Genomic DNA, 26,598 nt, shown 5'->3' with positions numbered 1-26,598 from the left:
CTCTATACTACAAAAATTCTTGCGATTTTGGATGGGTATATGAATTGGTTGGACGGCTCCTATTCCTTTACAAACCGCATGATAAAGTTCGTTCCGGCACCCTTGGTACTCTCGCAGCGCAATGTACCGCCGTTCATCTCGGTAAAATCCTTTGCAATGATAAGGCCAAAGCCGGTTCCTTTTTCTCCATCGGTTCCCAAACTTGTCTTTGGGGCATCTCGTTGTTCCAGATTTTCATACCAATCCATATCCATTCCAACCCCAAAATCCTTAACTCCCACTTCAATGGCCCCAGAAAAACAATTGGACCAAATCACCACTTTTTGTCCGTTCTCACTAAACTTGATTGCGTTCGAGGTCAAGTTTCTAAGAACCACCAAAAGCATATTTTTGTCAATAAGCAGGGTCTCACAACCTGTATCCAGCGAAATATCAATTTGTTTATCCATGGCCATTTTCTCGAACTCTTTTTTGATGGTGGAAAAAATCGATTGTAAATCACATTTCTCCTTATTTAATTGTACCCCTTCCAATTGATTATAGGACCACTGCAATAGGCCGTTGACCATAGTTATTTTATATGAAATATCGCTTTTTAGCTTACCCGTTAATTTTTTCATGTCCTCATTGACAAATTCACTTTCAATAATGTCAACCATCTGTCCTAGATTTATTAAGGGAGCCCTAACATCATGGGTAATCAGGGAGAATAATTTGTTTTTTAGTTTATTTACTTTGACCAACTCTCCGTTTTGGTCCTCCAATTTTTGTTTGGCAATTTGAAGGTTTTCGGTTTGTTTGTCGACCTCAATTTTTAAAAGTTCGTTGGCCGCTACCTGCATCTTGATGTTCTCATCTTCCAAAAACTTGAACTTGAAGCCTATCAGTATTGAAAATAAGATCAATTGTAATGTGATCAGGATAGCACTTACCAATACTATGAATCCTGTGTTTATAGGAAAATGATTCATCAAAAACCAAGTAACTACATATAAAACACCCGAAATCAATAGAGGAGTATTAGCATACAAATAATAGGTGTTGAACTTCTTTGTTTTGAACAAAAGAAATCCCGATACTATGTTTAATATCAAGGTAACCAGTGCGGTACATGCGGCAAGTAGCTCTAGTATTTCAGAGAGTAAAGGATTTATTACCGTTAGTATGTTCAGAATGTGCAAAACGGGAATGACAATGACCAAGAGGATCAGAAGATTATAAATTTTGAACAGCCGTGGATTTCCCTCCTTATCAATATTCAAATAATTCTCGGTAAACTTCAATAGACCAAAGGTGGTCAACATGGCGGTAACCAACGAGGCATGATAAGCGATATTAGCGATGTTCGGACCAAAACGACCTTCAATGAAAAGATACAGGCTCCAATGGAGGGTCAAACCAAATATCAGTATCGCATAATAAAGTAGGATTCTATGCTTTAAAACAAGGAATGAGAGTAGATGATATATCCCAAAAACACTAAAGATGGCCGTAAAAACGATTGTTGAGATATACCGTACCTCCATGGAATCCATACCTGTTTAACTAATTGGTTTTAATATAGAATATTTGGATAATTCACACAATTTTTTTGGAGTCTGGAGTGCATAGGGTTTTGTCCAACTTCTGTCATTCTTCCTAGTATAAATTAATTAAACTTAATTTTAAGGTGTTGGAATATTCCGTTGAATAAATATTCTGAAATTATTTCAATTCCTTTATCTTAGGTAATTTACCATTCGTCTACATTAAAAAGTAATCCGCCGATAGTGATTCATAAATATGGTATCTTAACAAGAAATTTGTTCGTTACTCTAAACATAAACTTATGCACATTTTACTAATTGAGGATGATACAATAGAAATCATGAAGTTGGAGCGCACCGTGAGTAAGCTAGAGGTAAATCATAAAATAACCCAAGCAAAAAATGGAGAGGCGGCGCTGGAGTTTCTTAATTCTGAAAACAGGTTGCCAGATATCATTTTGTTGGATCTGAACATGCCTAGAATGAGCGGTATAGAGTTTCTTAATATCCTTAAAGAGGATGATAAGTTACGTTACCTTCCAACAATCGTTCTCACAACATCCGAGAACAGGGTCGATTTGTTGGAATGCTATAAGATCGGTATCGCCGGTTACGTCATCAAGCCCTTAAAATACGAGGATTACGAGCATAAACTTAAGCGCGTTCTGGAGTATTGGGACATCAATGAATTGGTGAAAGCCTAGTTAAAAAGACCATTTCACAACAAAATTTTAGCGGCACGTATTACTTTTCTTACATTTAACCTGAATTATTCAGCAACATGAAAGGAATTGTTTTTACAGAGTTTTTGGAAATGGTAGAGAATGCTTATGGACTTGAGGTAGTGGACTCAATCATAGAAAAATCCAATCTACCGTCCGAGGGTGTGTATACATCCATTGCAACTTACGAATTTAATGAAATGGTCAGCCTTATTACTGCTTTGAGTAAAGAGGTTAATGTGCCCTCTGGTGACCTAATATACACTTTTGGCCATTATCTTTTTTCGAGCTTGGGCAGAGCCCACCCAGAGGTAATACAAAACTACAATAGTCCCTTGGGGTTGCTTTACTCCATTGAGGATCATATACATGTACATGTAAAAAAACTGTATCCAGATGCAGAGTTGCCTTCCTTCAAAATTCTAGAAAAGACAGATAGTTCCTTAACAATGATCTATACCTCTTCAAGAGGCCTTTATCGTCTAGCCCATGGTCTAATAGAAAAGACCTTTGAGCATTTTAACGGTAAGGCAGATGTAACTTATGAACTACTAAAAGAGGATGGAACCCAAGTAAAATTTAAGATTGTCCAAAATGGATAATAAGGAAATCAATCTTCTTAAAAAAGCCCTTGAACGGCAAAAGAAAGCACGTCAACAGGCAGAGAGAATTCTAGAAAACAAATCCAAGGAGCTTTATGACGTAACGCGTCATTTAAAGGAGACCAATAACAAATTGGAAAATCTTTTAAGCGAAAAAACATCAGAATTAGATGGTGTTTTCATGAACATTTTAGATCCATACGTACTCATGGATCTGCAGTTCAATGTTATCAATATGAACACTTCCGCGAAGGAACTGTTGCAAAAAGACCACACCAAAGAGAATGTAAATCTGGCACGTTTTATACACCCAGATTTTCAACAATATACCTTGGAATCCATGCAGTCTTTATTAGAGGTGGGCACCTTAAAAAACTATAGGGCGAAAATCATTATATCCCAAGAGATGGAAATTTGGGTTCAAATTAATGCCAGTCTCATTTTCAATAGCCAAAGAAAACCAATTGCGGCTCAAGGTATCATTAGGGATATTACCGGGGAGATGGAAGTAAAGGAATTGCTTGGGGAACAGAAAAAGCAATTGGACATAATCGTGGAAAACTCCCCTTTAGGTATTCTGCTGGCGAAGGACAATAAAATAATCAAGGCCAACGAAACATTCATGCAGATGTTAGGGTATTCCCATCATGAGCTCATGCATATTTCCTTGAAGGATATATCCGCCCCGGAGGAACAATCGGATTCATGTATGCTTCTCGATCAAATGAACGAAGGTATCTTGGAGGAGTTTACCGCCATTAAAAAATTCTTTAAAAAGGATGGGTCGTTCATTTTGACCAAGACCAGAATGAATGCCGTGACCAACCATCAAGGGGAGATAAATTATCAGGTAGGTATTATTGAGGACATTTCAAAGGAGCGAAAGGCCGAAATGGAATTGAAGTCATCGGAGAGTAGACTTTCCACCCTAATCTCCAATCTACATTCTGGAGTTTTATTGGAGAATGAGGATCGAAAAATTGCACTTACCAACAAAATGTTCTGTAACCTTTTCAACATTCCCGCAAATCCGGAAGATTTGAAAGGAGCGGATTGCAGCGAATCAGCAGAACAGAGCAAGGTTTACTTTAAAAACCCCGACACATTCGTAAAACGAATAGAGGAAATACTAGAACAGAGGGAGATCGTTCTTTCGGATGAGCTTGAGTTGATCGATGGTAGGATTCTTGAAAGGGATTATATTCCAATTTACAATGACGGTATTTACAAAGGGCATCTATGGGCATATCATGACGTTACCATCGGAAAAAATTATAAAAAGAATCTAGAGGCCCAAAGGGAGAAGTATAGTAGCATTATTGCCAATATGAACCTTGGTCTTGTGGAAGTGGACAATAATGATGTTATTCAGATGGTGAACCAAAGTTTTTGCCAAATGAGTGGTTTTAGGGAGCATGAACTAGTGGGCAAGGTTGCCAGGGATATCTTACAGGTTTCCAATAAGGAATTAATTCCTTCCAAAAATAAGAGACGTTTGTCCGGAGCATCGGATTCCTATGAAATAGAGGTGCAAAGCAAGGATGGTAGAAATAGGCATTGGCTCATCAGCGGGGCACCAAGATATAATGAATCCGGGACTGTCATTGGATCGATAGGGATTCACTTGGATATTACGGATCAAAAGAACTTGGAGTTCCAAAAGGAAAAACTTTTAAAGGAATTGGAAATAAGCAATACCGGATTGCAGGAATACGCTCATATTGTATCGCACGACCTAAAATCCCCCCTGAGAAGTATTAGTTCCTTAGCCACTTGGTTGTATGAAGATTACAAGGATATTCTGGATGAAGGTGGTAAACAGAATTTACAGATGATGCAGGAAAAAGTGGCTTCCATGGATAAATTGATTCATGGCATCCTAGAATATTCCACAGCCAATAGTTCTGAACTGGATAGTTCAACGGTAAACCTCAATGAAGTGGTATCGGAGATTAGGGAAACTATTTATATCCCTGAACATGTTACTATAAGTGTTCCTGAAAAATTACCAGTAATACAAGCGGATAGAACAAAAATGTACCAACTTTTTCAAAATATCATTGGCAATGCAGTGGTTCATATTGAAAAGAAGGTGGGTGTTGTTGAGGTTACTGCAAGTGAATATGATGATTTCTGGGAGTTTTCCATTAAAGATAATGGTGTAGGAATTCCGGAAAAATTCCATAAAAAAATCTTTAAGATTTTTCAATCTATAGGGAACAATGAAAGATCTACCGGCATAGGATTGTCCATTGTTAAGAAGATCGTGGATCGGTATGAGGGTGACGTTTGGGTAGAAAGTGAAGTGGGGAAAGGAACGGATTTCCATTTTACGATTAAAAGAAGTTTAGTAAGTCAATCAGATGAAAATTGTACAGGCAATAAAAAGGCATAACAACCCTTTTGAGTTTAATAATAAGAAATACTTGACCAGGCCTTTGGTGTTGGTTTTTGGCAATAGGTTTATTTTGGAAAATGGAACTATTTACGAAGAAATAAGAGATTTGTTTCCGGATGGACATTTGGTCTTTGGAAGTACTAGTGGTGAAATTATGGATGATACCGTTATGGAGGAATCTGTAGTACTGACAGCCATAGAGTTTGAGAAAAGTAGTTTTTTGGTCAAATCCAAAAATCTGAAGACCTACCAAAACGATGAAATAGCATTGGGCAATAGTTTGATCAAGGAGTTTCCCAAAGAAGGATTAAAACATGTGTTTATCATTTCTGACGGTAGTAGTGTCAATGGCAGTGCACTAATTACTGGTTTGGAGAACGGAAAAGAAATTGGTGTAAGTCTTTCGGGCGGATTATGTGGTGATGACGATCGTTTTGAACGAACGTTGGCTTCGTATAATGAACCTCCAAAAGAGGGTGAAATCGTGGGTATTGGATTTTATGGTGAAACCTTGGAGGTGACCAGTGCCAATTATGGGGGATGGACCCCTTTTGGGCCACAGCGAATAATTACACGATCCCAGGGAAATTTACTTTTTGAACTGGATGGTAAACCTGCCTTGGACCTATATGTAAAGTATTTGGGTAAGAAGGCAAAGGATCTTCCCAAGTCGGCCCTTTTGTATCCATTAAGCGTGAAGACATCAGAAAATGCAGAACCTATTGTTAGGACAATTTTAAATATAGATGAAAAGGAAAATACCATGACCTTGGCCGGTGACGTACCCCAGGGCTCCAAGGTACAATTGATGATGTCCTCAGTAGATGATATCGCTAATGGAGCCAATGAGGCCGGGAGGTTGGCAATGAAGGATAGATTGAAATCTCCAGAACTTGCCCTTTTGGTCAGCTGTATTGGCAGAAAATTAGTCATGGACCAAAGAACGGAAGAAGAGATAGAGGAAGTTAAGTCCGTAATTGGTGGTGATGCCTATATTGGCGGATTTTATTCTTATGGAGAATTGGCACCCTTTAGTCAAAATAACTCCTGTAAGCTTCACAATCAAACGATGACACTAACCTTATTTAGCGAATAATGCACTCCTTGTTAAAGAGACAATTACGTAAATATTTACCTAATGAAGAGCACCTTACTGAGGAAATGACCCAATTTTTGGATGCTGTCCAGAAATCATATGAAAATTTCGACGAGAAATTTTACATGCTACAAAGGGCGTCTACCATAAGTTCAGAAGAATTGTTCGAGGCCAATCAAAGGCTGGAGAAAGAGGCCGTTCGTCAAAAGGCAATTTTGACGGACCTAGAAAGTGCCATTGAAAGTTTAAGTAAGAATCTACAGGAGAAGGAGGTATTGTTCACAGAGGGAGAGCATGGATTTAACGCAGAATATTTGGCCAAGAATATTAGTGACCTGGCCTTACGTATGTCAGACATGACCACAGAAAAGGATAGGCTTTTAAAGGATTTGGAGGAACAGAATAAATCTTTGAATAACTATGCCCAAATGGTCTCCCATGATCTAAAATCCCCCATTCGAAATATAAACGCCCTCATGAGCTGGATTGTGGACGAGGAGAAGGAAAAGTTTTCGGATATAAGTAAAAACAACTGCTCTTTAGTATCCCAGAATCTGGAGAAGATGGACAAATTAATATCGGGAATCCTAAAACATGCTACTTTGGGCCAAACCCAGGAACAGCCAGTATCCTTTGAACTGAGGAATCTTCTTGAAGAAATTCAACGTACTATTTATATTCCTGAAAATGTTTCTCTTACGTTTGGCGAAGAGCTCCCTACCATGACTTTCGAAAAAGAAAGATTGGAACAATTGTTCATGAATTTGATAACAAATGCGGTCAAGGCTACCGAAGACAAAGAAAATGGGATTATTTCCATAAACTATGAACCGGATGACACTTTTTGGAAGTTCAGCATTGCAGACAACGGAAAGGGCATACCAAAGTACCATCAAGAAGGAGTTTTTGAAATGTTCAAAAAATTGGAAAATGATGTTCTTTCCACAGGAATAGGCTTAGCCATTGTAAAGAAAATCATTGAACTGTATGAAGGTGAAATTTGTTTGGAATCCGAAGAGGATAGGGGAACAACTTTTTATTTTACATTAAAGAAATGATATGACAGAACAGCCTAACCTAGAATACATCAACCAGCTCTCCGGGGACGATATGGATTTTAAACAACAATTTATTACTATTTTAAAGGAAGAATTTCCTTTGGAAAAGGAAGTGTATTACGATCATGTTGAAAACGCTAGGTTAAAACAGACAGCGGACATTGTTCATAAGATTAAGCATAAGTTTAATATATTAGGACTTCATAATTCTTACGAAGTAGCGGTAAGGTATGAAAAGGAGCTATTGGAGGGGCGTACCCACTCTGAAACTGAATTTAAATCCATCCTAAAAAAAGTGGAGACCTACTTAGACATAATTTGAGTATGAATTGCATTATAATTGATGATGAAGTTGCGGCAAGGGCCATAGTTAGAAAATTGTGTTCTAATTTGCCGAACATTGATGTCATCGAAGAGTTTGACAATGCCATTGAAGCCATCAAGTTTTTAAACCATCAGGACATAGATATTGTATTTTTGGATATACATATGCCCGGTTTTAGTGGGGTCGATTTTGTACAAACCTTAAAAAGCCCACCAAAGATTGTATTGACAACTTCAGATACCCAGTTTGGCATAGCCGCCTATGAATATGAATGTATCGTTGATTATTTGGTAAAACCTATTACTTTGGAACGGTTTGAAAAGTGCATTCAAAAGGTAAAAAACACGTTGGTCCAGCAACCTAAGAATAGCCCTGAAAGAACGGAAGAAACCTCGGTAGGTGAAGACCTCTACATTAACATAGACCGCAGGTTAATCAAATTAAAGTTCCACGAGATTTTAGTGATCGAGGCGAAAGGGGATTATATCGATATAAAAACTGAAAAGGAGGGTTTTAGGGTACATAATACTTTAAAGAAAATTAAGGAAAAATTACCGGACAAGCTGTTTCTGCAAATCCACAGGTCTTATATAATTAATTTTACTAAAATTATTGATATTGAAGATAATAGTGTTCTTATTGAAAAAAATGTAGTACCAATAAGCCGCTCAAATCGTCCTGAATTAATGCGTAGGCTCAACCTCTTGTAAGTTTTCCTTAATTTCTTAGTATCCAACCAAGAAAAGATATCAACTGTCTATACCTTAAGACTTCAACACTAAAAAAGTTCTACCATTGGAAGCTTATTATAATTAATTCAAATCATCAAATTATGGAAACTATAGTATTAATAATAGCGGCAATGAAGAAACTTATATCGACTTAAAAATGAATGTTATCCATAGTTGTGTTAAATATTACACTGTCCTTAATAGGCTTGATTTAAATTTCTTTTGATATAAGAAGCTTAGGATCCTTTTCTTAAAGAAAATAGTGCTTGCTTAATGACCTTTTAGACCAAGATTCCAGAAAACTTCAAATTTTGAGCAAGATTCCCAAGTAGATTTTTGTCAAATTTAAAAAACTACACATTATAAAATAGTTATTGCTAGCAAACGTAACCCTTACTTTTTTAAAGTTTGGTATGACCTAGGGCCACTTTGTTGGTAGAATATACCAGTGATACAGGTCCAATTTATTTCAAAGACAAGAATTAAGTTGTAGGTTAAGGAACTGCGTTGCATTAAACTTCTATGACAATTGTTAGTAATCAAAGCATTCTAAAAAGTACTACTGGCCAACACTTTTTTGGTATAACGGTTGTTTTGTGAACATCCATTTGAATTTGAGGCCCACCTCTGAGAATTCAAAACCTGCTGCAGTTGCAGATGCTATGTTGCTATATTTCCCATAGATTTTAAGATTAAAGTAGTTGGATACCTCATATTGCAGCCCAAGCTCTGCCCTAAAAATATTGGTATCTGGGTCTTCCTCTACCTTTTGGATACCAGTTGCGGCACTTGCCATGAAATCCAATTTTTCGGAAAACTCCTCGCGTACATCGACAAAGACTTCAAATGCTTGGTACTGTTCCGGACTAAAATAAACTATGGGTACTTGGTCCTTAAAAGTAATGTACTGATAGTTTACACCCATTTTGAGCGCTGGTTTTTTAAGTAAGGTATAGTACAACGAGGTGAATAATAGACTCCTAACATTTTCATCACTCTGAAGGGTATACATAGCTTGGGTATACCATCCTAGATTAAAGTTGGTCCCTAAATTGTAATTGAGTCCGTAGTGGTTTTGAACGATTTCCCTTTCTATAAGATCTGCATTGAAGTTTTGGATTTCCCGTTGATAACCTAGGTTCAGATTTTGCAGTTTAAAGGGTTGAAGCTGTAATTGCGCATCGATTAAAGGCTGTGAATACCTATCGTTCATAGAAATACTGTTATTGACGCCCATTGCCAGCATAACGTTTGTCTTGGGTAGCAGTTTATATTGGAGACCTGCAAGTAAAACATGGGAACTAGCTTCATTGCCACTTGCTGTATTCTGGGTACTTCTATACATGTATGACAGATGTGTCCTAAATTTTGTGGACCAAGGGATTTCTACAGTAGTATTGGTAAAATAAGCTTGGTTTTTACCATTATCAAAAGAGAAAGCCCCATGTTCCTGAATATTTGGAAGATGCATCAGGTCCAACTTTTCTATAAATCCTAGGGCATCTTTTTGATTTTTATAATAATCAAGGGTTTTGAATGCCATTTGGTATGCTGGCATAATTTTGTCTGCGGCAAATAAAGCATTGGCCTTACCTAAATTACCATCGAACGAGGCGCTGTCATTTTGCAGAATGGCATCATAATGGGCAATACTACTTTTGGGGTCTCCCGTGTAAAGGCCTAAGGTTGCCTTTAAGGCAGAAAGCCAGTCCCTGGTGCCATATTTTTCTTCCAGTACCCGTATTTCCTTTTTGGCCTTCGGAAATTTCCCATTCCAAATCAACGCCTGTATGTAACGGTCATTGGTGCGTTCCGTTAATTCAAAATCGTAAATATTTTTTACTTCGGTCAGGTTGCGGGTTGCTACCTTAAGGGCTTCTTTGTCCTTTTCTCCAATGTGTTCGGCAAGACTAATTCCATTGCGCGCTATTATGGTATCCTTCTGGGTTGTGGCGTATCTCCAATAAGTAGCTTTGGCAAGGTCCACTTCCTTGGTTATGAGATATAGGTTGGCTAGATTTAGAAGTGCGTCTTTGTCCTCTGGAAAATCTTCAAAAATATGGTGGATTAATTTCTCTCCCTTATCATATTCTTGGTTATTTACAAATTCATTGGCATAACCTAGCCTTATATATTTTCTGGATGTTCTGGCACTTCTATTGGTCGAATCCAATGCTATGGCTTTCTCAATCCACTCGAGGGCGATTTCGTACTGCTTAAGGTTACTCAAGGTATTCGCATAACCTAACACAGCCCCAAATTCCTTGGGATACTTTTTCAGGAGACTCTCATATAGTGGTTTGGCCTGCTCATATTCCTTAGACCATAAATAGGATTCGTTGTAGTTTATCAGTATTTCAAAATCCTCAGGATATTCTGTCAACAGGTCTTTAAATAACGAAGTAGCTTTCTCAGGTTCCCCACTTAATCCAACTGCTCTGGCATAACAGAGTTTTGCCGTTTTGTTGTTGGGGTTTGTTTTTAAATAATCGAAAAAGAATGCCTCGGCCTTTTCAAAATCTCCATTCTCCAGATAGGTAAACCCTTCTGTCATTTGTGAATGCAGAAAAGTAAATGTCATGAAAACAACAATAAATATGAATAATTTCCGAATCATTTAAATTGTAAGATTTATACTGTTAATACCTAACGTGGATAATCTTATTTTATTTGTGTGTTAGGGTGTTATAAAATTATAATGCCAGGATTTACTTTGGAAGTAAGTTATTTACCATTGGTCTATACTTATGGATTAACCACCTAAGCTGAGGAATTTGAGACATCAAGAAACTGAATATTTGTGGAAGAAAATAAAGGATACTATACAATAAAGTACCCAGTGAAACCAGCAATTGAAGAAATAAATACTTAATGCATAAGGGTGGTAAGCTTATTTAGATGTTATGAAAAAGAAGGGCTCCAAATAAGATTAGCATCATTTTAAATTATTTGTGCCTGATTAGAAGGTAGCCCAAAGGCTTTTGGATACTAATACTAATTTGATGGGTTATACTAAATGAGAGTGTTTTGAATGGCCTTACCCTTAAACTTTTTTTAATTAGTCCTCTAAAGCCATGGTGAAGTAGTATTTCAACGAAAAAATAACATGAAATAAAATATTTGAAAAATACTACGTTAAATGTAAGTTAAATATTACCTTTTAAAATTATGAAAGTTCTTGCGATTGATGACCAACAACTAATTCTTCTTTCCGTTGAAAGGATGTTAAAGGAATTAGGATATACTGTAATGATAGCCGATTCTGGTGAAAAGGGTATTGCATTGTTCAATTCTTTTGAACCAGACCTTGTCCTTGTCGATATCAATATGCCCGACATGTCTGGTCTAGACATCGTAAAACGGATAAAGACAAATTCCAAGAAAGATGTGCCTGTAATGGTAATGTCTGGTAATACGCAAGAGGAAACAATTATTTCTGGATTTACACTGGGTATCGATGATTACATGAAAAAGCCTATTAGTTTGGATGAAATGGCCGCCAGGGTAAAGCGAATTATAGGAGCGCCCAATATTGAAACCACCACGACCTCCCATAAAAACGATAGCAGGATTTTACAAAAGAACTGTGTAGGTGTTGTAATTCCCTGTTATAATGAAGAAGAACGATTATTGAGTGAGGAATTCAAGGACTTTGCCCATAAAAACCTTGGTTACCATCTCTGTTTTGTTAACGACGGGAGTACGGACAATACTCTGGAAGTGCTTAGGAAGCTAGAAGAAGAAAGTGACAATAATATAAGCGTATTTGACTGTGAGAAAAATGGTGGTAAGGCTGAAGCTGTTCGCCAAGGTATGCTACACCTGGCCAAAGATCAGCAATTGGATTGTATTGGCTTTTTAGATGCGGATCTTTCCACAGATTTTAGGGATTTTGATGATTTGGTGGAAACGCTTGATCAATCAGATTTTGAAATAGTGAGTGGTTCAAGAATGAGTAGGATGGGGGCCAATATTACCAAGGAGTCTGCCAGAAAAATCATAAGTATGACCATTAACCTAATTATCAGGACCATATTAAGAATGCCTTTTAACGATACCCAATGCGGAGCCAAGGTCATGAAGAGTTCCTTGGTCCCTTTATTGTTTGAAAAACCTTTTATAACAAGATGGCTGTTCGATGTGGAAATCTTTATGAGGATAAGAAAGCATTTTGGTAAAACCAAAGCCAAGGAAATGATTTGTGAACAGCCATTAAAACGTTGGATTCACGCAGACGGTTCCAAATTGTCCATGAAGGATTCTGTTAAGATTGTGGGGCAATTAGCCAAAATAGCCATTTCGTATAGATAGGAACTACCTTCAATATTCATCCCAATACAACAATATTAATGACCTCCGTCAAACTGGTTTTAAAAAAGGTTTCGCCCCAACAAATGTTCATGATAAGTGCCATTTTGGTAAATGGTGGAAATTATCTCTACAATTTGCTTTTGGGTAGGATCCTGGGACCCGGTGCTTTTGCGGATGCCGCCCTGTTGGTAACGTTATTATTGGTGCTTTCATTTATAGGAATGACCTTTCAATTGGCCACGACAAAATTTGCCGTGGTTTATTCAGGTGATGTTTGGATCGCCTTTAAGAACACCATGTATAGGTATGCCGCCTTTTTTGGTATTACATTCGGGGTATTAATCATATTGTTTTCCAGTCAGTTACAAGATATTTTCCAAACTCGTAGTTCACTAATCTTTGTTCTTTTTGGGTTGGCCGTGCCGCTTTATTTTCTAATGAGTGTCAATAGGGGGAGATTTCAAGGGCGTCAGGAATTTGGCAAGTTGGCAGCTACCTACCAGACAGAGATGTGGAGTAGGTTACTTTTGACATTCATTGCCTTATGGCTTTTGCCTTTCGAGTCTGGGATTGTAATAGCATTAGGTATTGGATTATCCTTTTGTTTTGGTTTATTTCCATCCGGAATAAAAATGGCCAATTTCAGGTCTAATTTTCACCTTACAAGTACACAGCTTAGGGAGGTTTGGGTGTTCATTGGCCTTACTGCGGGTTATGAACTTACCCAGATAATAATCAATAATAGTGACATCTTGTTGGTCAAGCATTATTTTGATAATTATAAGGCAGGTCTCTATTCATCCTTGGCCTTAATTGGTAGGGTGGTATATTTTGTGGCTTGGATGTTCGTAATGCTATTGATGCCTACGGTAATACAAAAGCAAAAGGATGGTGAGCCTACCAAACCTGTCCTATTAAGATATGTATTGTTGATTGGTGCTTTATCAGCAACCATAGTAATTGCCTGTTCTTTGATGCCTGAGTTCATTATTACAGTAATGTTCGGTGAGTCCTACCTCCCTATTTCAGGTCTACTATGGAAATATGCGCTGGCCACGTCGCTCTTTGCCGTATCCAATATCTTTGCCTACTATTTTCTATCCTTGAATCAGTATATACCTGTAATACTTTCTGGAGTATTGGGATTGTCACAGGTATTTTTGATTACCTTTTTTCACTCAGATTTGGCAATGGTAGTGCATGTTCAAATCCTTGCAATGTTGATTTTGTTGTTTGCTCAAATACTATTCTTTTTTGCATCCAATAAAACAAGTGCGTCCCGTCGGGACAACGATATAAATACAAAAGAAGTATAAACAGAAATATTTGAAAACCCTATGAAACTAGCAATCGTTACCGCGTACCCCCCTAGTAAAGTAACCTTGACCGAATATGGCTATTATTTGGTGAAGCACTTTAGGCTTCAGCAAGAAGTGACAGAGCTTATCTTGATTACAGATTATACCCAACAACCTAAGGAAATTGATTTTGAGGAGGAAGGTTGTAAGATAACAGTAAAGGAATGTTGGAAATTTAATAGTTACAAAAATATATATACCATCAATAAGGCTATTTCCCAATCAAAACCAGATGCGGTACTTTTTAATCTTCAGTTTTTAAAATTTGGGGACAAGAAGGTTCCTGCGGCATTGGGGTTAATGCTTCCATTTATCTGTAAGACCAGGGGAATACCAACAATTTCGCTGCTACACAATATTTTGGAGAAAGTTGATTTGGAAAATGCCGGGTTTACTAAGAATAGATTCTTACAATGGGCCTATAATCTTATAGGCACAACTTTGATGCGCTTCGTCCTTTCTTCGGATATTCTCGCCGTAACCATGAGCAAATATGTTGGTATTTTGGAGGAGAAATACAAAGTACGCAATGTTGCCCTCATCCCACACGGATCTTTTGAAACTCCACCCGAGCCTAGTTTTGAACTTCCTTTAGGGCCAAAGAAAGTTATGGCATTCGGTAAGTTCGGGACCTATAAGAAGGTCGAAATACTAATCGATGCCGTAGAATTAATAAGAAAGCGAAGCAACGAAGACATTGAGATCGTAATTGCGGGTACAGATAGTCCAAATACACCGGGATATCTGGATGCCATCAAGGAGAAATATAATGATGTGGAACAGCTTACATTTACAGGCTATGTAGCGGAAGAGGATGTACCCATGCTATTTGGCGATAGTGCGGTAACCGTATTCCCGTATACTTCAACAACAGGTAGTTCAGGGGTATTACACCAAGCAGGCAGTTATGGAAATGCCGTAGCTCTTCCAGATTTGGGAGACCTTAGTACCCTAGTTCAAGAAGAAGGATATAGAGGTGAGTTTTTTGATGCCTACGATCCGTCTTCCTTGGCCAATGCCATCGAGAAGATATTAAATGACGAACAATACAGGGTTAGCCTTGGTAGGGCCAATTATAATGCTGCATGTTCACTCCCAATGTCTTCAATTACCCAGATGTACATAGATTACTTTAAGGCCATTCAGAAGGCCAAGGCCAATGGTTTTAAATTGAATGACTTGACTAAAGAAGAAAAAGTGGCGGTTTAATTTTTGATTAGTTGTAAATGAAAGGATTGACCACAGTTAGTCACTCCTTTTTTATTTATCCACTATTACTTTTACGACTTCCTTTGGATTGCCATTTTTATCCAATAAGCCAAAATATTTTTGTTTGGATTTTCTCCAGGGTAATCGGCCCACTACGGAATTGGGTACAAGGTCAAAATCATACAACGTCCAAAAAATGCTTGGAATACCTTGGGATTCAATGCCCTCTTGTATTTTCTTAAAATAGGAGGACTGTTTCCTTTCTGATCCCATGTAGGCGTTCCAAAAGCCACTATATGAGGAATATCCATATTCTTGTAGAACAATGGGTTTATCCGGTACGGCTGTTTTAAGTAGCGAATAAGCCTCTGTAAAATTATCAGGGTCGAGATAATAATGAAACGATACATAATCAACCTCTTCCGACAGGTTTTGGGCCGCCTTTGCATTTGACCAACCAATGGTGATAGGATGCTCAGAATCCCATTCCTTGATTTCTTCCAAAGTGTTCCTTAGCCATGCTAGTACATTGGATTTACCACGTGATTCAAAATCCAAATCCGGCTCATTCTTAAGGTCCCAACCTAGCAAGGCTTCATGGTTTTTAAGCGCTTCAACAATTTGCTCCGCATGCCTATGGGTCAGGGTCCAGTCCTGTATCCCATAGTCCCCGTAAAAGTCAAATAGCGTTACAATTACCTTTAGGTTAAATTTTTGGGCAATATCCAAGGTTGTTGAAAGTTGACCCAATTTAACGCTATCGACCTCAGCTTTACCAAAAGACTCGTAAGGCACGAAAATCCTGATGGAATTAAGGCCTAAATCCTTAATTTTTTTAAAATCCTTGTAAATAATGCTGTCCTTGAAATTGCTCCCGAACATATCCCAGGGATGGTCCTTTGGGTAGTAGTTGACACCTTTTACTTTGGAGAGCAAACTTTCATCCAAATTCTGTATGGTGTTGGCTATATTTCTTTTCTTACCCGCATCCATTTGTACCATATGACGAACTCTCCAAAAACCATCTTCCAATAAAAGTAAAACTTGATAGGTGTTCGTAGAATTTTGGGAATGTAGAAGTCTATCTTGTAGGTAGGTCTCTTGATAGTGCTCCACATTATAATCGGTAAGAACGGCAAGTTTACCGTCTGCACTATAAAACTCTAGTTTTGGGTTATGCTTTATGGAAGTTGTCTTTATGGTTATATTTTGGGATTGGTTCAGTTCGATTAGATCGTACAATTTTACACGGGCACTGTCTGTAAAATAATCCGAAAGACCGTAACGATTATTTGTTTCCAGAGCAATACTTTTTACTTGCCAAGACTTTAAATAATCCCTTTCAATTTCATTTAAAGTTTGTTCCTCAATGGGGCGACCTTCGCTGTATTCCAAATTCCATTGAACCTTTGGTAAGTAAGAAGCGGTAAGCTTTTCAGGAAGATGGAGCATTTTTGAACGGTCGGCACCCGAATTTAAATAGGACCAAACAGCGCTTATTCCAAAAATGATCAAAGCGTTAAGTGCCAAAAAAGACACAATAAGTAACGTTTGGTAGATGGTACGGTTCAATCTCATTCTATCTCCAAGTTTTCAGTTTTATTAATACCGGCACTTTCAATTCTAATTTTATATGAGCCTTTTTTTAAGAAGTCTTTGGTAAGGCTAAAAGAACCTTTACCAAGGCGGGTAGTGGTTGTTTTGGTTTCTATAAGTTCACCGTTAGGTTTGCTGATAACCATAGTAATGGGGATACCGTCCGGTACCAATTGTTGCATGAAACTTTTCATGTTCGTAACGAATACCGTAGTGCTGTCTTTTGAAATTTCGATATCAAAACTCTCAATAGCTTTTTCAAAATCCACAACTAGGGTATTGCTCTGCGCAGCACCAATCACATAGGCGGTCACGTTCCATCGCTGTTCTTTATTTGGGTGTAATATTTTACCTTTTGCAATTCCGTTTAGCGTTGTGCCCACTGTTTGCAGTATCATGTTTTCTGAACTTTTAATGGTAAATGTAACCATGGTCCCATCTGTGATAACATTTCCAAATTCATCTTTAATGATGTCCGTTATAAAGGCTATCTGTTGATTGCCATCGGCAAACTTATGGTTTCGTTCAAAGGAAATCCTAAAATCAGTTGGAATGGATGGATAGACCTTTGTCACGAATTCCTTGCTATTTACATTATCATAAGATGCGGCCACCAATATCTGTCCGGATTCCTTCGGACTAAAGATTCTTTCCCAACCTATAAGATTTTTGGTATGAACGAACTCGCTCTGAATAGCTGCCTTAAACTGAAAACTATAATCTATCCTGGTACTATCCAATAGAGGATTGTCATAGCTATCTGTGGGTGCAATGACCAACATAGAGAAATCCTGATTACCTGCAGAGATGCTTCTTGGGCCCAGATAGGTCTCCAAAACGGGATACGAATTATTAGGGAGTATGTTTAATTGCCCCTCCTCGTGAGATAAGCCGTTGTAAACCAGATTCCATGAGCAAATTCCGGCTTTGTTTTTGAATGATGGAGGAAAAGTGTACGATAGTGTATCCCCTTCGACAATAGGGTGCACAAGTGTCGAACCTGTTGCATTGTTCAAGAGTAAATACACATCATCGACTACGTTTGCCCTAAATTTTACGGTAATAGCGTGACCGGCCACAACTTCAGTAACTGGGCTCAATAGTTGGAACGACCCATTTTTATTAATAGCCACAGGTGATTTGTTCTCCCTGCATCCTGTCAAAAGGATAGTTACCAGTGCTATGTACCTTATAAATTTCAAAACTATCTTGGATTGCCTATGTAACCGTTTACTTCAACTTTAATAAAATCAAAACCGCGTCCTGGAGTAGGTTGAAAAAGATTTTCCTGATGTGATGGAATCCTGTTAGGGAACATCTTTCTGGAAATAGATGCATTGGGTAATCCATTGACAAAACAGTTTTCAAGACTGTTGTTAATGGTCTGAATTCCATTTAGGTCGTTTAACGAAAAATCGAAAGTCTGTTTTCTTTGGATGCGGACCCCTTCCTTTAAAAAACGATGGTCTACCCATATCAATTCCTTATCAGAATTGTAGTAGGAGAGCAATAACTGTGGTATGGTCACTTCTTGGATACCAAAATTGAACAAGGTACCCCTAATTGAATTTTCTTCTATGTGGAGTTCTTGAAGGGCCACGCTTTTGTAGAGATCTGTTGTAGCGGAATTACCGGCGCACTGTAAGTTGAATTTTGTAGGTTGCTCTGAGAGCGAAACCGGTGTAAATTCATCGGGGTCAAAAGTAGGGGGGATGGTATCTTTGGTGGAGGACCAGGCTATACCTTCAAAATCTACCCTAAAACTCGTTATTTCCTTTGGCATTAACTTATGCTTCATTTGATATTTTGCATTATAGTTTGCCAGTTCTTGGTTTTCGTTATTATAGAGCGTGGCTTTAAGAACCACATCCGATGGAATATCGTCAACGTTTTGTAGTTCTCCAATGATACTGTATCCGTTGTCGAATTTTACCAGCTTTGCCTTTAATATCTCGAGTATCGGTTGCTTCAATACATCTTCATGATTTGTTTGTTGCGTGGTAATGCGCCTTCTGCCATGATTAAAATAACTTGTGCCATTGGATGATAGGAATTGATCTGGAGGTAAATCATTATCAAAACCTTTGGCATGGATGAACCATTTACCATTTTCCTTTATTAGGTCGTGTTCATAATCCTTTTTTATTTTTTCCAAAGGGGTAATCCATTGGGTATGAACATTGGCCTTTGCATAATTATCAGATTCTTCAATAATATCTACGCCAATTGAATCCAATTTGGCATACGAGCTTAAAATACCGTCAGTTACAGATACTTCCAACATATATTGGGAAAGGCTTACCTGGTCATTTGGGTCAATATAGGAATAGGCCCTTGTAAATTCTTTGAAATCCAGTGCGTCATAATAGGCCATTAAGACATTTTTGGGGGCAATTTGTTCTGCGTGGTTCAAATAAGCTTGATATCCACCATAAGCAAATACAATTAGTAAGAAAAATGCCCAAATATGGCTTGTAAACACAATTTTGGGTGAAAATTTATCATAGGATACGGCATACTTCAAAAACAAACCTTCAGGTAATTTTTTTGACTTCAAAGCACGTAGCCAGACCCATTGGATATTAATAATAAACGCAACAATAACGGTTAATAAAGGAACAATGCCCCACATTATTTTTAACCAATTGGAAACGTCCTCTTTTGATATAATAGCTGGCATGGGTGGAACATTTAGCTTTTCCCAGACCATAATACCGTTTTCTAATTGTTGCAAGCGTTGCCATCCACAGAAATATAAAATTGGGTCATAGAATTTGTCATTTGAGAAGATATATTTCAAATTATATTTTTCAGGAACGGTTAAAAATTGTTGTAACGACCCAATACCTTCAACACCCCTAAATTTAGAATTTTCCAAACGTTCAATGGCCCTTGTTGTAAGTTCAGGTAGTCTTCTGGCCGAATGATAATTACCATCAACGGTCATGGCATTGGTTTGGGCAGATAGCCAAGCCATCTGATCTCCAAAGCCAAGAGGTAGGTAACGCCACTGATTATGTTGGTCCTGCCCTAAAAAATTTACGATGGGTAGCATGTTTATTTTTTGTGGCTGCGATGGCCTAAAATAATTTAGACTCATTGTAAAGACGACCATGAGCAAAATACCTCCAGCAATTGATCCACCAACAATTTTGTGGTAGATGGACCCAAACCGGTCTTGGATGTATATTCTTAAATCTCCCTCTACCAAGCGAAAAACAAATTCACCAAAAATGGGAAGCGCCATAATGGTTGCCCAAAGCGTGAACCTATCCAAGGTTAGAATATTAAATGCGGTTTCACCTAAAGCCAGCCGTGGTATTGGTGTAGTACCACCCGTACCCAAGATTGTAAGGATGGTAAAGGACAAGCCAAAGAAAAGGTAACGTTTACTATAAAACCTATAAAATATATAGGGAAGTATAAACAACAATATGCCCCAAGGAATAAGAAAGAAAACCAGACCCGATGATGTAACCTCTAGAAAATTGTCCCTGGACCCATGGGGTATGGGGACTTGAGTAATGGGGTTTTTCTTTGAATTCAACCAATAGGGTAGAATACAGGAAACAAATAAAACAAGAGATCCAAATCCAAAAATTACGATTCGCCAAAAAAGCTTTTTAAATTGAAACCAGAAAACCTTGAATGTGATAGCCCTATTATACTGTACTTGATCTTTACTGGCATCCATAACCACCATAGCAATCAGTGGAAATATGAAGAATACCATTCCAAAAATGGGTGTCACGTGATGGGAGGTTACCGTTACGGCAATTAGCGATAAACTAGTGACCAAGTACCTTAGTTTTCCAGATTTTATCCATAAATATATTTCGGGCAAGGCATGCAGTAATATGGATAAGGCCAAAATACTGGGTAATTGCCCAAAAATATGCAAGGTTTCAATGAAGGTCGATGAGAATACGGCCAAGAGCGAGGTGTACCCTGCGATTTTCCTATCACCTGTAATTAATAGTCCAAACCGGTATGCACCCGTAATAAAGAGAACTATTCCTATCAAGGCCACCGTAAACATACCAAATTTAAGACCGCCTAAATAGGATAAAATGCCTATGGTCTGATGTACCAGAGGAGGATAGGACTGTACCGTAAATCCGGTATACCACCTGTAATCCCAGGGTTCAAACCAGCTTTGGGCGTAATGGTCTGCAAAGAACAAATGGATCAATGCATCATAGGTTGATTCCAGTGTGAAGAAAATACTAGAACCGTGAAAGCCCACCCCAATAAAGAGTGCCAGAATTAGTAGTGTATTCGACCTTTGTTTCATTTTAAAGGTGTAGGAAAATATAACAATATAAAAGTAAATATATTGTGGTAGTTTCTTGTAGTCATAGGTCTATCTAAAAAAACCTTTCATCTATAGAAAATCACCATCCGCCTTCGAGGATTAATTGAAAAGTTAAACCATCAGTAGTTTGATTAACGCCCACTTAGAAACTATACTCTTAGAATTCCATTTTAGTTGAAGCCAACTTTATTAGAATTCTTAAGCCTACAGCAATGAATTTAAAAAATAATGCATTGTAGATCTTTCGTTGAACTTTTGTATAGACCATAAAGTATACATGAATTCAGATTTGCTTTAGGAGTACTAATAATTATATATTGTCCTAATACTTACTATCAATTGCAGTATAGTAGGTTGTAGTATAGATATACTATAGTTTGAATTGATTAATTCAATGATTTAGGATTAATGGAAAGAATAGGAATTTTTATCTGCGATTCCATGGATTTAATCAAATCTTTATGGAACAGTCTTTTGAAAACTGATTGCTCTTCCCGCTCCAATAATGCAATCATGCTTGAGTTTTCATCACCAATGAACATCCTTAACCCAAGGGGTACCGTTTGGGCATTAATAAGGTGAAAGGATATGCTTTCTCCTGGTATTTTTTCAAGCAAGATTTCCTTGAACCATTCCATTTGTTCACCTTCTTTAGTGTTTTCATCGGTAGTCACATGGACAATTTTAACAGTAACTTCTTTGTGAGGAAAAAGCTGTTTCAATTCAGAAATTGCGCGGACATCCGCGTTCTCAAAATCGGTGGCATAGGCAATCGAGGTAATGGTCGAATATTCAAAGGTGTTAGGTACGATCAATAATTTGCAATTGACATTCTTGAGCAGCTTATTGGCAATATTTCCAGAGAACATCCCTCTCTTGGTATGTTCGTCCTTCATGCCCACCAGTACAAGTTCACAGTTTAAGGTTAAGGCGTATTCCAAAATGGTATCGGCAATCGAAATACCATATTCGGCCCAAAAGTGGATTGAAAGTTTTTGTTGGTCCTTTATCCCGTTTTCCCTGTAATATCGGGTTAACAGCTCCAATTTTTCTCCTTTGAGGCTACGCTGTAACTGTTCCTCAGTTTTAATGGTTCTTCCGGCTACTGGTGGAATATCGTACACATAGAGAAGAACCAATTGAGCGTTCAGCTGAAGCGATAATTTTTGGGCATATCGTAAGGCTGATACCGAGTTCTCATTGCAATCTGTGGCGTAAAGAATGGTCATAGGTTTACTTTTTGGGTTTCCTACAAACTATTCAAAACTTTTGGATTAGGGCATGATAAAAGTCATACCAAATCAACCGTAAAATTAATAGGTTGTACGTTTTTCCTGTTTTGCAGTATTGAAAAAACGAGTAGTTTTATGACCTACCTTTAGTGCGGTAGTCTATCCTTCATCAATCCGTACAAAAATGTCCCGAAAATGGATGCGATGATTACCACAATGATGGGAACATAACCTACTCCTACCAAAGTAAACATGGGTCCTGGACAAGCACCGGCCAAGGCCCAGCCCAATCCAAAAAGGATACCCCCAATCATATATCGGCTAAAACTTTTGGCCTTGGGCGGTAGTTGAATCGTCTCCCCATAAAAAGATTTAATGGGAACTCTCTTAATCAATTGTACCAGAATAATCCCAATGATTACCGTAGAACCGATAATCCCGTACATATGGAAGGATTCAAATTTGAACATTTCATAGATCCTGAACCAGGAGGCCGCTTCAGATTTGAACATGGTGATTCCGAATATGATTCCGATAAACAAATACGCTAGTGTTCTCATAGTTTAAAAAAGTAAGGGGAAAATAAGATGTATCATAACCAAACCTCCAATAAAAAAACCGACAACCGCTATTAAGGAAGGCAATTGTAGATTGCTAAGGCCGGAGATAGCATGGCCAGAAGTACAACCTCCGGCATAGCGTGTTCCAAATCCGACCAAAATACCACCAACTGTTAATAGTAGAATACTTTTTATATCGGTCAAGGCATTCATATCAAATAGTTCTGTGGGTAAATAGGACTTTCCGGCACTACTAAAACCTAATTCGTTAAGGGTAGCTACCGTATCTGGATTGATGGCGACCGCGGCATCGGTGGTCATAAAATGTGAACCGATAAAGCCACCTATAATGGCCCCTAGTACAACTATCAGGTTCCAACGTTGTGCCTTCCAATCAAATCTAAAAAAATCCGATTTCTTTCCGGCACCACAGATGGTACATAGGGTCCTTAAATTGGAAGACATCCCAAAATTCTTCCCTACCATCAATAACAAAAACATGACCAAGGCGATCATGGGCCCGGAGACATACCAAGGCCAAGGTTCATAAATCCAGTCCATATAAACTATTATGGCACAAATATATGACTTTGATCAGGTTTTTGTATGTAACAATAGTTACACATCACTGCCTGGGCCCACAATAGGAAAGCTATGCTGTATGGAAAACCAAACTTTCGTGTATTGAAAACAGTCCAAAGAAAATCACTTGTATATGCTCCGAAGTAGATTTACTTTAGGAACAGGGAATTCAATTGTGACCGAATAATTTAGTCATTTCAAGAAATGTTCCTGGTACCTCCATGGCCGCCCGCAACGATGACCAATATTTTTAGGCTCAACCAAATAAACTTAAAAAATTGGATAACGGGGTTCATCATGAAAAAGCGCTTGGATTTTGAAATTCGTTGTGTCATTGCATCAAGGATTGGATTGAAAAGTTATCGTTATTCCGGAATGAGCCACCAAAACGTCCTCATTTTGGCTTTATAAAGAAATGCGTAATGTAGTGCCAATTTTAGCCAATGGCCGGCCAAACCAATTTCCCCAAAGGTTTTTTTAAGTTGTCTTCCCTGGGTATCCGGGTACTTTTTGTAGTCCGGCACAATGGGATAGGTGGTTATGCTTATGCCACTGCCTTGGGTCATTCCGTATCCAGCGGACGCGATACAGGCCGCTCCCATATTCCCGAGCGAACCTTTATGGTGGAGTTCCTTTTTGCCCTTAATGGTATCGATAATATTGTCCGCTACCAACTTGGCCGTAATTCCGGATGGCATTCCGGTCCTTGGTGGTGCAGGTGAAATGGCGGTTCCGTTTTTGCTTATTCTGGGTCTTGAAATGGCATGGGGTGGTGCAAAAGCGATGCCCGGTGCGAATATATTGGCGTAGGACGGGTTTTGATAGGTTTCCGGCCAATCCTGAACGCTCCATTCCTCATAGGGTTTTGGTGTATAATCGGCATCCACGATCATAAAACCATTGAAAAGTTTTCCGGTTATATCATTTTGATTTTTGTCATACGCCTTGAATCCGTGTCCGGAAAAGGCCGGTATGAGCATGGCAAAGTCATAGGTTTCTGATTTGAACTCCCCTTCCAGGTTTTCGTAATGCGCCACACCGTCCTCTATTTTGTTCACTCCGGCCCCTAAAATCCATTGGATGCCCCGGTCCTCAAAGACCATTTCAACCATTTCACTGGATTTCATGATATTGCTGCCATAGCTCAGGAGCATTCCGTCCATGCCAAAGTCCCCTAGTTTGGGTTCGTTGGAGATCCAGACTATGTCTGCCTTATCCCTGACCTTGTGTCGCCTTAGTTCCTGTTCCACATTGAGGATGTACTCAAATGCCGCACCTTGACAGGTCGATTTTGCATGGCCCGTACCAATGAGAATCTTCGTTTTTACACCCCGTTTCATTTGCTGTATTAGGTTGTGGAGCGCATTCCAGGCATGTTCCGCATGGGAATAGGTACATACGGAATATGCTTTGTTGGTTCCAGGGTTGAGCCCTTCCGTCATTTCAAAGGCAAGTTTGGGACCGGTCGCATTGATGAGGTAGTCATAGGTGACCTTTTCAGTAGTTCCCTTTTGTTCCCCGGCCACATATTCTACCGATACAAAAGGTTTGTCGGTCTCCAAATCCCCTTCCGGAAAAAAGGTCATGACCTTTGCCTGTTTGTAACCGATGCCTTTTTTCTTATAAAGGGGCTCCAGCGGAAAGAGGATTTCCTTTGATCGCATCCTTCCAATGCCCACCCAAATATTGGAGGGAATCCATTGGTAATTGCTGTTGGGCGATACTACGACTACCTCATGTTCTTTGGGCAGTTTTCTTCGCAGGTGGGTCGCCGCAACGTGGCCGGCGATACCGGCACCTAATATGACTATTTTGGACATGGTCTTAATTTTACATTAAATATAAAACCAAGTCGGTTTGCCCACAGTTACCAATGTTACACAAAAAAAAGAGCACCAAAGTTGGTGCTTCTCAAAAAACAGCCATTGCTCATACCTCAATAACTGGTATCGTCCAATTTTACCTTTCCGTGGAAGGTTTTGTATAAAAATAAAAAGTATCCCGCCAATAGTGGCGCTCCGATCAAAACAATGGTCAGCATAATGCCCAATGATTTTTGGGACGAGGCCGCATTGTAAATGGTTACACTGTATTCAAGATCTATGGTAGAGGGCAGGAGTACCGGATAGAGCTGGAATGCCACCAACATCAACAAAAACGCCATGATCAATGATGAAAACACTAGTGCATGCGCATATCTTTTTTGGGAGACCAATCTTGGAACGTTGGCAACGGCCAAAAAAGCCAAAACGGGGAGAAGGAAAAAGATTGGTTGTTCCTTGAATTTATCGGTTACTCCATGAAGGAATGTTAGGGTATACAAAGAGGTAATGGCAAAGCTAATGATAAAGAATACCATACCCTTTTTCAGAAGGTAGGATAGCCTGTCGTGCAGCTTGCCTTCGGTCTTTAACAACAAGAAAATCGCCCCTTGGGTCATAAAAATGGATAAGGTAGTGAGGCCCGTCATTAGCGCATAGGGATTTAAAAAGGTAAAAAAGATACCGCCCCTGTATTCAAAATTTGCATGAAGTTCAAAGCCTTGGAGAATGTTTCCAAGAACAACGCCCAAAAGAAAACCTATAAGCGTATTGGATACAAAATAGACGATATCCCAAGTTTTTCGCCACCAGGTCATTTCTTCCGAACTTCTAAATTTTATGGCGGCCGAACGTAAAACGAGCAGCATCAAGAACAACATGAACGGTATATACATGGCCGAAAGCATGGTTGCATACATGACCGGAAAGCCCGCGAAGAGGGCACCTCCACCTATAATCAACCAGACTTGGTTTGCGTCCCACAGCGGACCAATGGCGTTTATGGCGATGCGCCTGCTCAAGTCCTTTCTAAAAAAGAGATGCCAAGCACCTGCACCGTAATCAAAGCCTTCCAAAATCGCATAGCCGGAAAACAAAAGCCCAACGACCAAGTACCATAAAGTGGGGTAATCAATTCCTAGAAATGTTTCCATCAT

General features: G+C 38.7%; 21 protein-coding genes. 10 read left to right on the top strand and 11 right to left on the bottom strand.

Features of this window, described 5'->3' with window-relative positions:
• Window positions 1-59 precede the first annotated feature (59 nt).
• Window positions 60-1,526 carry a sensor histidine kinase gene (locus FEK29_RS11425; RefSeq protein WP_240042737.1) on the bottom strand — a complete coding sequence of 489 codons (1,467 nt, stop codon included), beginning with the start codon at window positions 1,524-1,526 and terminating at the stop codon, window positions 60-62.
• A gap of 302 nt (window positions 1,527-1,828) precedes the next feature.
• Here FEK29_RS11425 and FEK29_RS11420 point away from each other — a divergent pair, with 302 nt between their 5' ends.
• From FEK29_RS11420 to FEK29_RS11390, 7 genes are all read left to right on the top strand, one after another.
• Window positions 1,829-2,230 carry a response regulator gene (locus FEK29_RS11420; RefSeq protein ID WP_138258569.1) on the top strand — a complete coding sequence of 134 codons (402 nt, stop codon included), beginning with the start codon at window positions 1,829-1,831 and terminating at the stop codon, window positions 2,228-2,230.
• A gap of 77 nt (window positions 2,231-2,307) precedes the next feature.
• The gene (locus FEK29_RS11415; protein ID WP_138258568.1) at window positions 2,308-2,850 is read left to right on the top strand and encodes a heme NO-binding domain-containing protein; all 543 of its coding nucleotides are present in this window, start codon (window positions 2,308-2,310) and stop codon (window positions 2,848-2,850) included.
• Window positions 2,843-5,245 (top strand): PAS domain S-box protein, encoded by a 2,403-nt coding sequence (locus FEK29_RS11410; RefSeq protein WP_138258567.1) that lies wholly within the window; start codon window positions 2,843-2,845, stop codon window positions 5,243-5,245. The genes FEK29_RS11415 and FEK29_RS11410 overlap by 8 nt, the downstream gene beginning before the upstream one ends.
• The gene (locus tag FEK29_RS11405) at window positions 5,214-6,344 is read left to right on the top strand and encodes an FIST signal transduction protein (protein WP_138258566.1); all 1,131 of its coding nucleotides are present in this window, start codon (window positions 5,214-5,216) and stop codon (window positions 6,342-6,344) included. Before FEK29_RS11410 ends, FEK29_RS11405 begins: the two co-directional genes overlap by 32 nt.
• Window positions 6,344-7,402 (top strand): sensor histidine kinase, encoded by a 1,059-nt coding sequence (locus FEK29_RS11400; RefSeq protein WP_138258565.1) that lies wholly within the window; start codon window positions 6,344-6,346, stop codon window positions 7,400-7,402. Before FEK29_RS11405 ends, FEK29_RS11400 begins: the two co-directional genes overlap by 1 nt.
• 1 nt (window position 7,403) lies before the next feature.
• Window positions 7,404-7,724, top strand: a complete 321-nt coding sequence (locus FEK29_RS11395) for an Hpt domain-containing protein (protein ID WP_138258564.1) — start codon at window positions 7,404-7,406, stop codon at window positions 7,722-7,724.
• A gap of 2 nt (window positions 7,725-7,726) precedes the next feature.
• On the top strand, window positions 7,727-8,437 hold the full coding sequence (locus FEK29_RS11390) for a LytR/AlgR family response regulator transcription factor (RefSeq protein WP_138258563.1): 711 nt from the start codon (window positions 7,727-7,729) through the stop codon (window positions 8,435-8,437).
• A gap of 580 nt (window positions 8,438-9,017) precedes the next feature.
• Here FEK29_RS11390 and FEK29_RS11385 read toward each other — a convergent pair.
• The gene (locus FEK29_RS11385) at window positions 9,018-11,039 is read right to left on the bottom strand and encodes a tetratricopeptide repeat protein (protein ID WP_240042736.1); all 2,022 of its coding nucleotides are present in this window, start codon (window positions 11,037-11,039) and stop codon (window positions 9,018-9,020) included.
• A 587-nt stretch (window positions 11,040-11,626) separates the two neighbouring features.
• Between FEK29_RS11385 and FEK29_RS11380 the strand changes: the two genes are divergently transcribed.
• Genes FEK29_RS11380 through FEK29_RS11370 form a run of 3 tightly spaced genes read left to right on the top strand, consistent with a single transcriptional unit; the run spans window position 11,627 to window position 15,336 of the window.
• The gene (locus FEK29_RS11380; RefSeq protein ID WP_138258561.1) at window positions 11,627-12,769 is read left to right on the top strand and encodes a response regulator; all 1,143 of its coding nucleotides are present in this window, start codon (window positions 11,627-11,629) and stop codon (window positions 12,767-12,769) included.
• 38 nt (window positions 12,770-12,807) lie between these two features.
• Window positions 12,808-14,085, top strand: coding sequence for an oligosaccharide flippase family protein (locus FEK29_RS11375; RefSeq protein ID WP_138258560.1), 1,278 nt, complete (start codon window positions 12,808-12,810; stop codon window positions 14,083-14,085).
• Window positions 14,086-14,106: 21 nt separating this feature from the next.
• Complete coding sequence (locus tag FEK29_RS11370) at window positions 14,107-15,336, top strand: glycosyltransferase (protein WP_138258559.1); 1,230 nt, start codon at window positions 14,107-14,109, stop codon at window positions 15,334-15,336.
• A 51-nt stretch (window positions 15,337-15,387) separates the two neighbouring features.
• Here the strand turns inward: FEK29_RS11370 and FEK29_RS11365 are convergent, their stop codons facing one another.
• The 9 genes from FEK29_RS11365 to cydB form a co-directional block, all read right to left on the bottom strand.
• Window positions 15,388-16,914 carry a glycoside hydrolase family 2 TIM barrel-domain containing protein gene (locus FEK29_RS11365; protein ID WP_138258558.1) on the bottom strand — a complete coding sequence of 509 codons (1,527 nt, stop codon included), beginning with the start codon at window positions 16,912-16,914 and terminating at the stop codon, window positions 15,388-15,390.
• Complete coding sequence (locus FEK29_RS11360; RefSeq protein WP_138258557.1) at window positions 16,911-18,134, bottom strand: hypothetical protein; 1,224 nt, start codon at window positions 18,132-18,134, stop codon at window positions 16,911-16,913. The genes FEK29_RS11365 and FEK29_RS11360 overlap by 4 nt, the downstream gene beginning before the upstream one ends.
• Before the next feature lie 2 nt (window positions 18,135-18,136).
• On the bottom strand, window positions 18,137-21,226 hold the full coding sequence (locus FEK29_RS11355; RefSeq protein WP_138258556.1) for a hypothetical protein: 3,090 nt from the start codon (window positions 21,224-21,226) through the stop codon (window positions 18,137-18,139).
• Between the two features lie 407 nt (window positions 21,227-21,633).
• Complete coding sequence (locus tag FEK29_RS11350) at window positions 21,634-22,476, bottom strand: universal stress protein (protein WP_138258555.1); 843 nt, start codon at window positions 22,474-22,476, stop codon at window positions 21,634-21,636.
• 149 nt (window positions 22,477-22,625) lie between these two features.
• Entirely contained in the window at window positions 22,626-23,039 is a 414-nt protein-coding gene (locus FEK29_RS11345) for a DUF6691 family protein (RefSeq protein ID WP_138258554.1), read from the bottom strand.
• Between the two features lie 3 nt (window positions 23,040-23,042).
• Complete coding sequence (locus FEK29_RS11340) at window positions 23,043-23,600, bottom strand: YeeE/YedE family protein (RefSeq protein WP_138258553.1); 558 nt, start codon at window positions 23,598-23,600, stop codon at window positions 23,043-23,045.
• Window positions 23,601-23,818: 218 nt separating this feature from the next.
• Window positions 23,819-23,956 carry a hypothetical protein gene (locus FEK29_RS17955; RefSeq protein WP_161595348.1) on the bottom strand — a complete coding sequence of 46 codons (138 nt, stop codon included), beginning with the start codon at window positions 23,954-23,956 and terminating at the stop codon, window positions 23,819-23,821.
• A 30-nt stretch (window positions 23,957-23,986) separates the two neighbouring features.
• A complete protein-coding gene (locus tag FEK29_RS11335) occupies window positions 23,987-25,441 on the bottom strand; it encodes an NAD(P)/FAD-dependent oxidoreductase (protein WP_138258552.1) in 1,455 nt (484 codons plus the stop codon).
• 116 nt (window positions 25,442-25,557) lie between these two features.
• The gene (gene cydB, locus FEK29_RS11330) at window positions 25,558-26,595 is read right to left on the bottom strand and encodes a cytochrome d ubiquinol oxidase subunit II (RefSeq protein WP_138258551.1); all 1,038 of its coding nucleotides are present in this window, start codon (window positions 26,593-26,595) and stop codon (window positions 25,558-25,560) included.
• Window positions 26,596-26,598 lie beyond the last annotated feature (3 nt).

This window comes from Maribacter aurantiacus, from assembly GCF_005780245.1.
Classification (GTDB): Bacteria; Bacteroidota; Bacteroidia; order Flavobacteriales; family Flavobacteriaceae; genus Maribacter; species Maribacter flavus.
The sequence above is the reverse complement of the archived record's forward strand: the minus strand, read 5'-3'. Positions and strand labels throughout refer to the sequence as shown.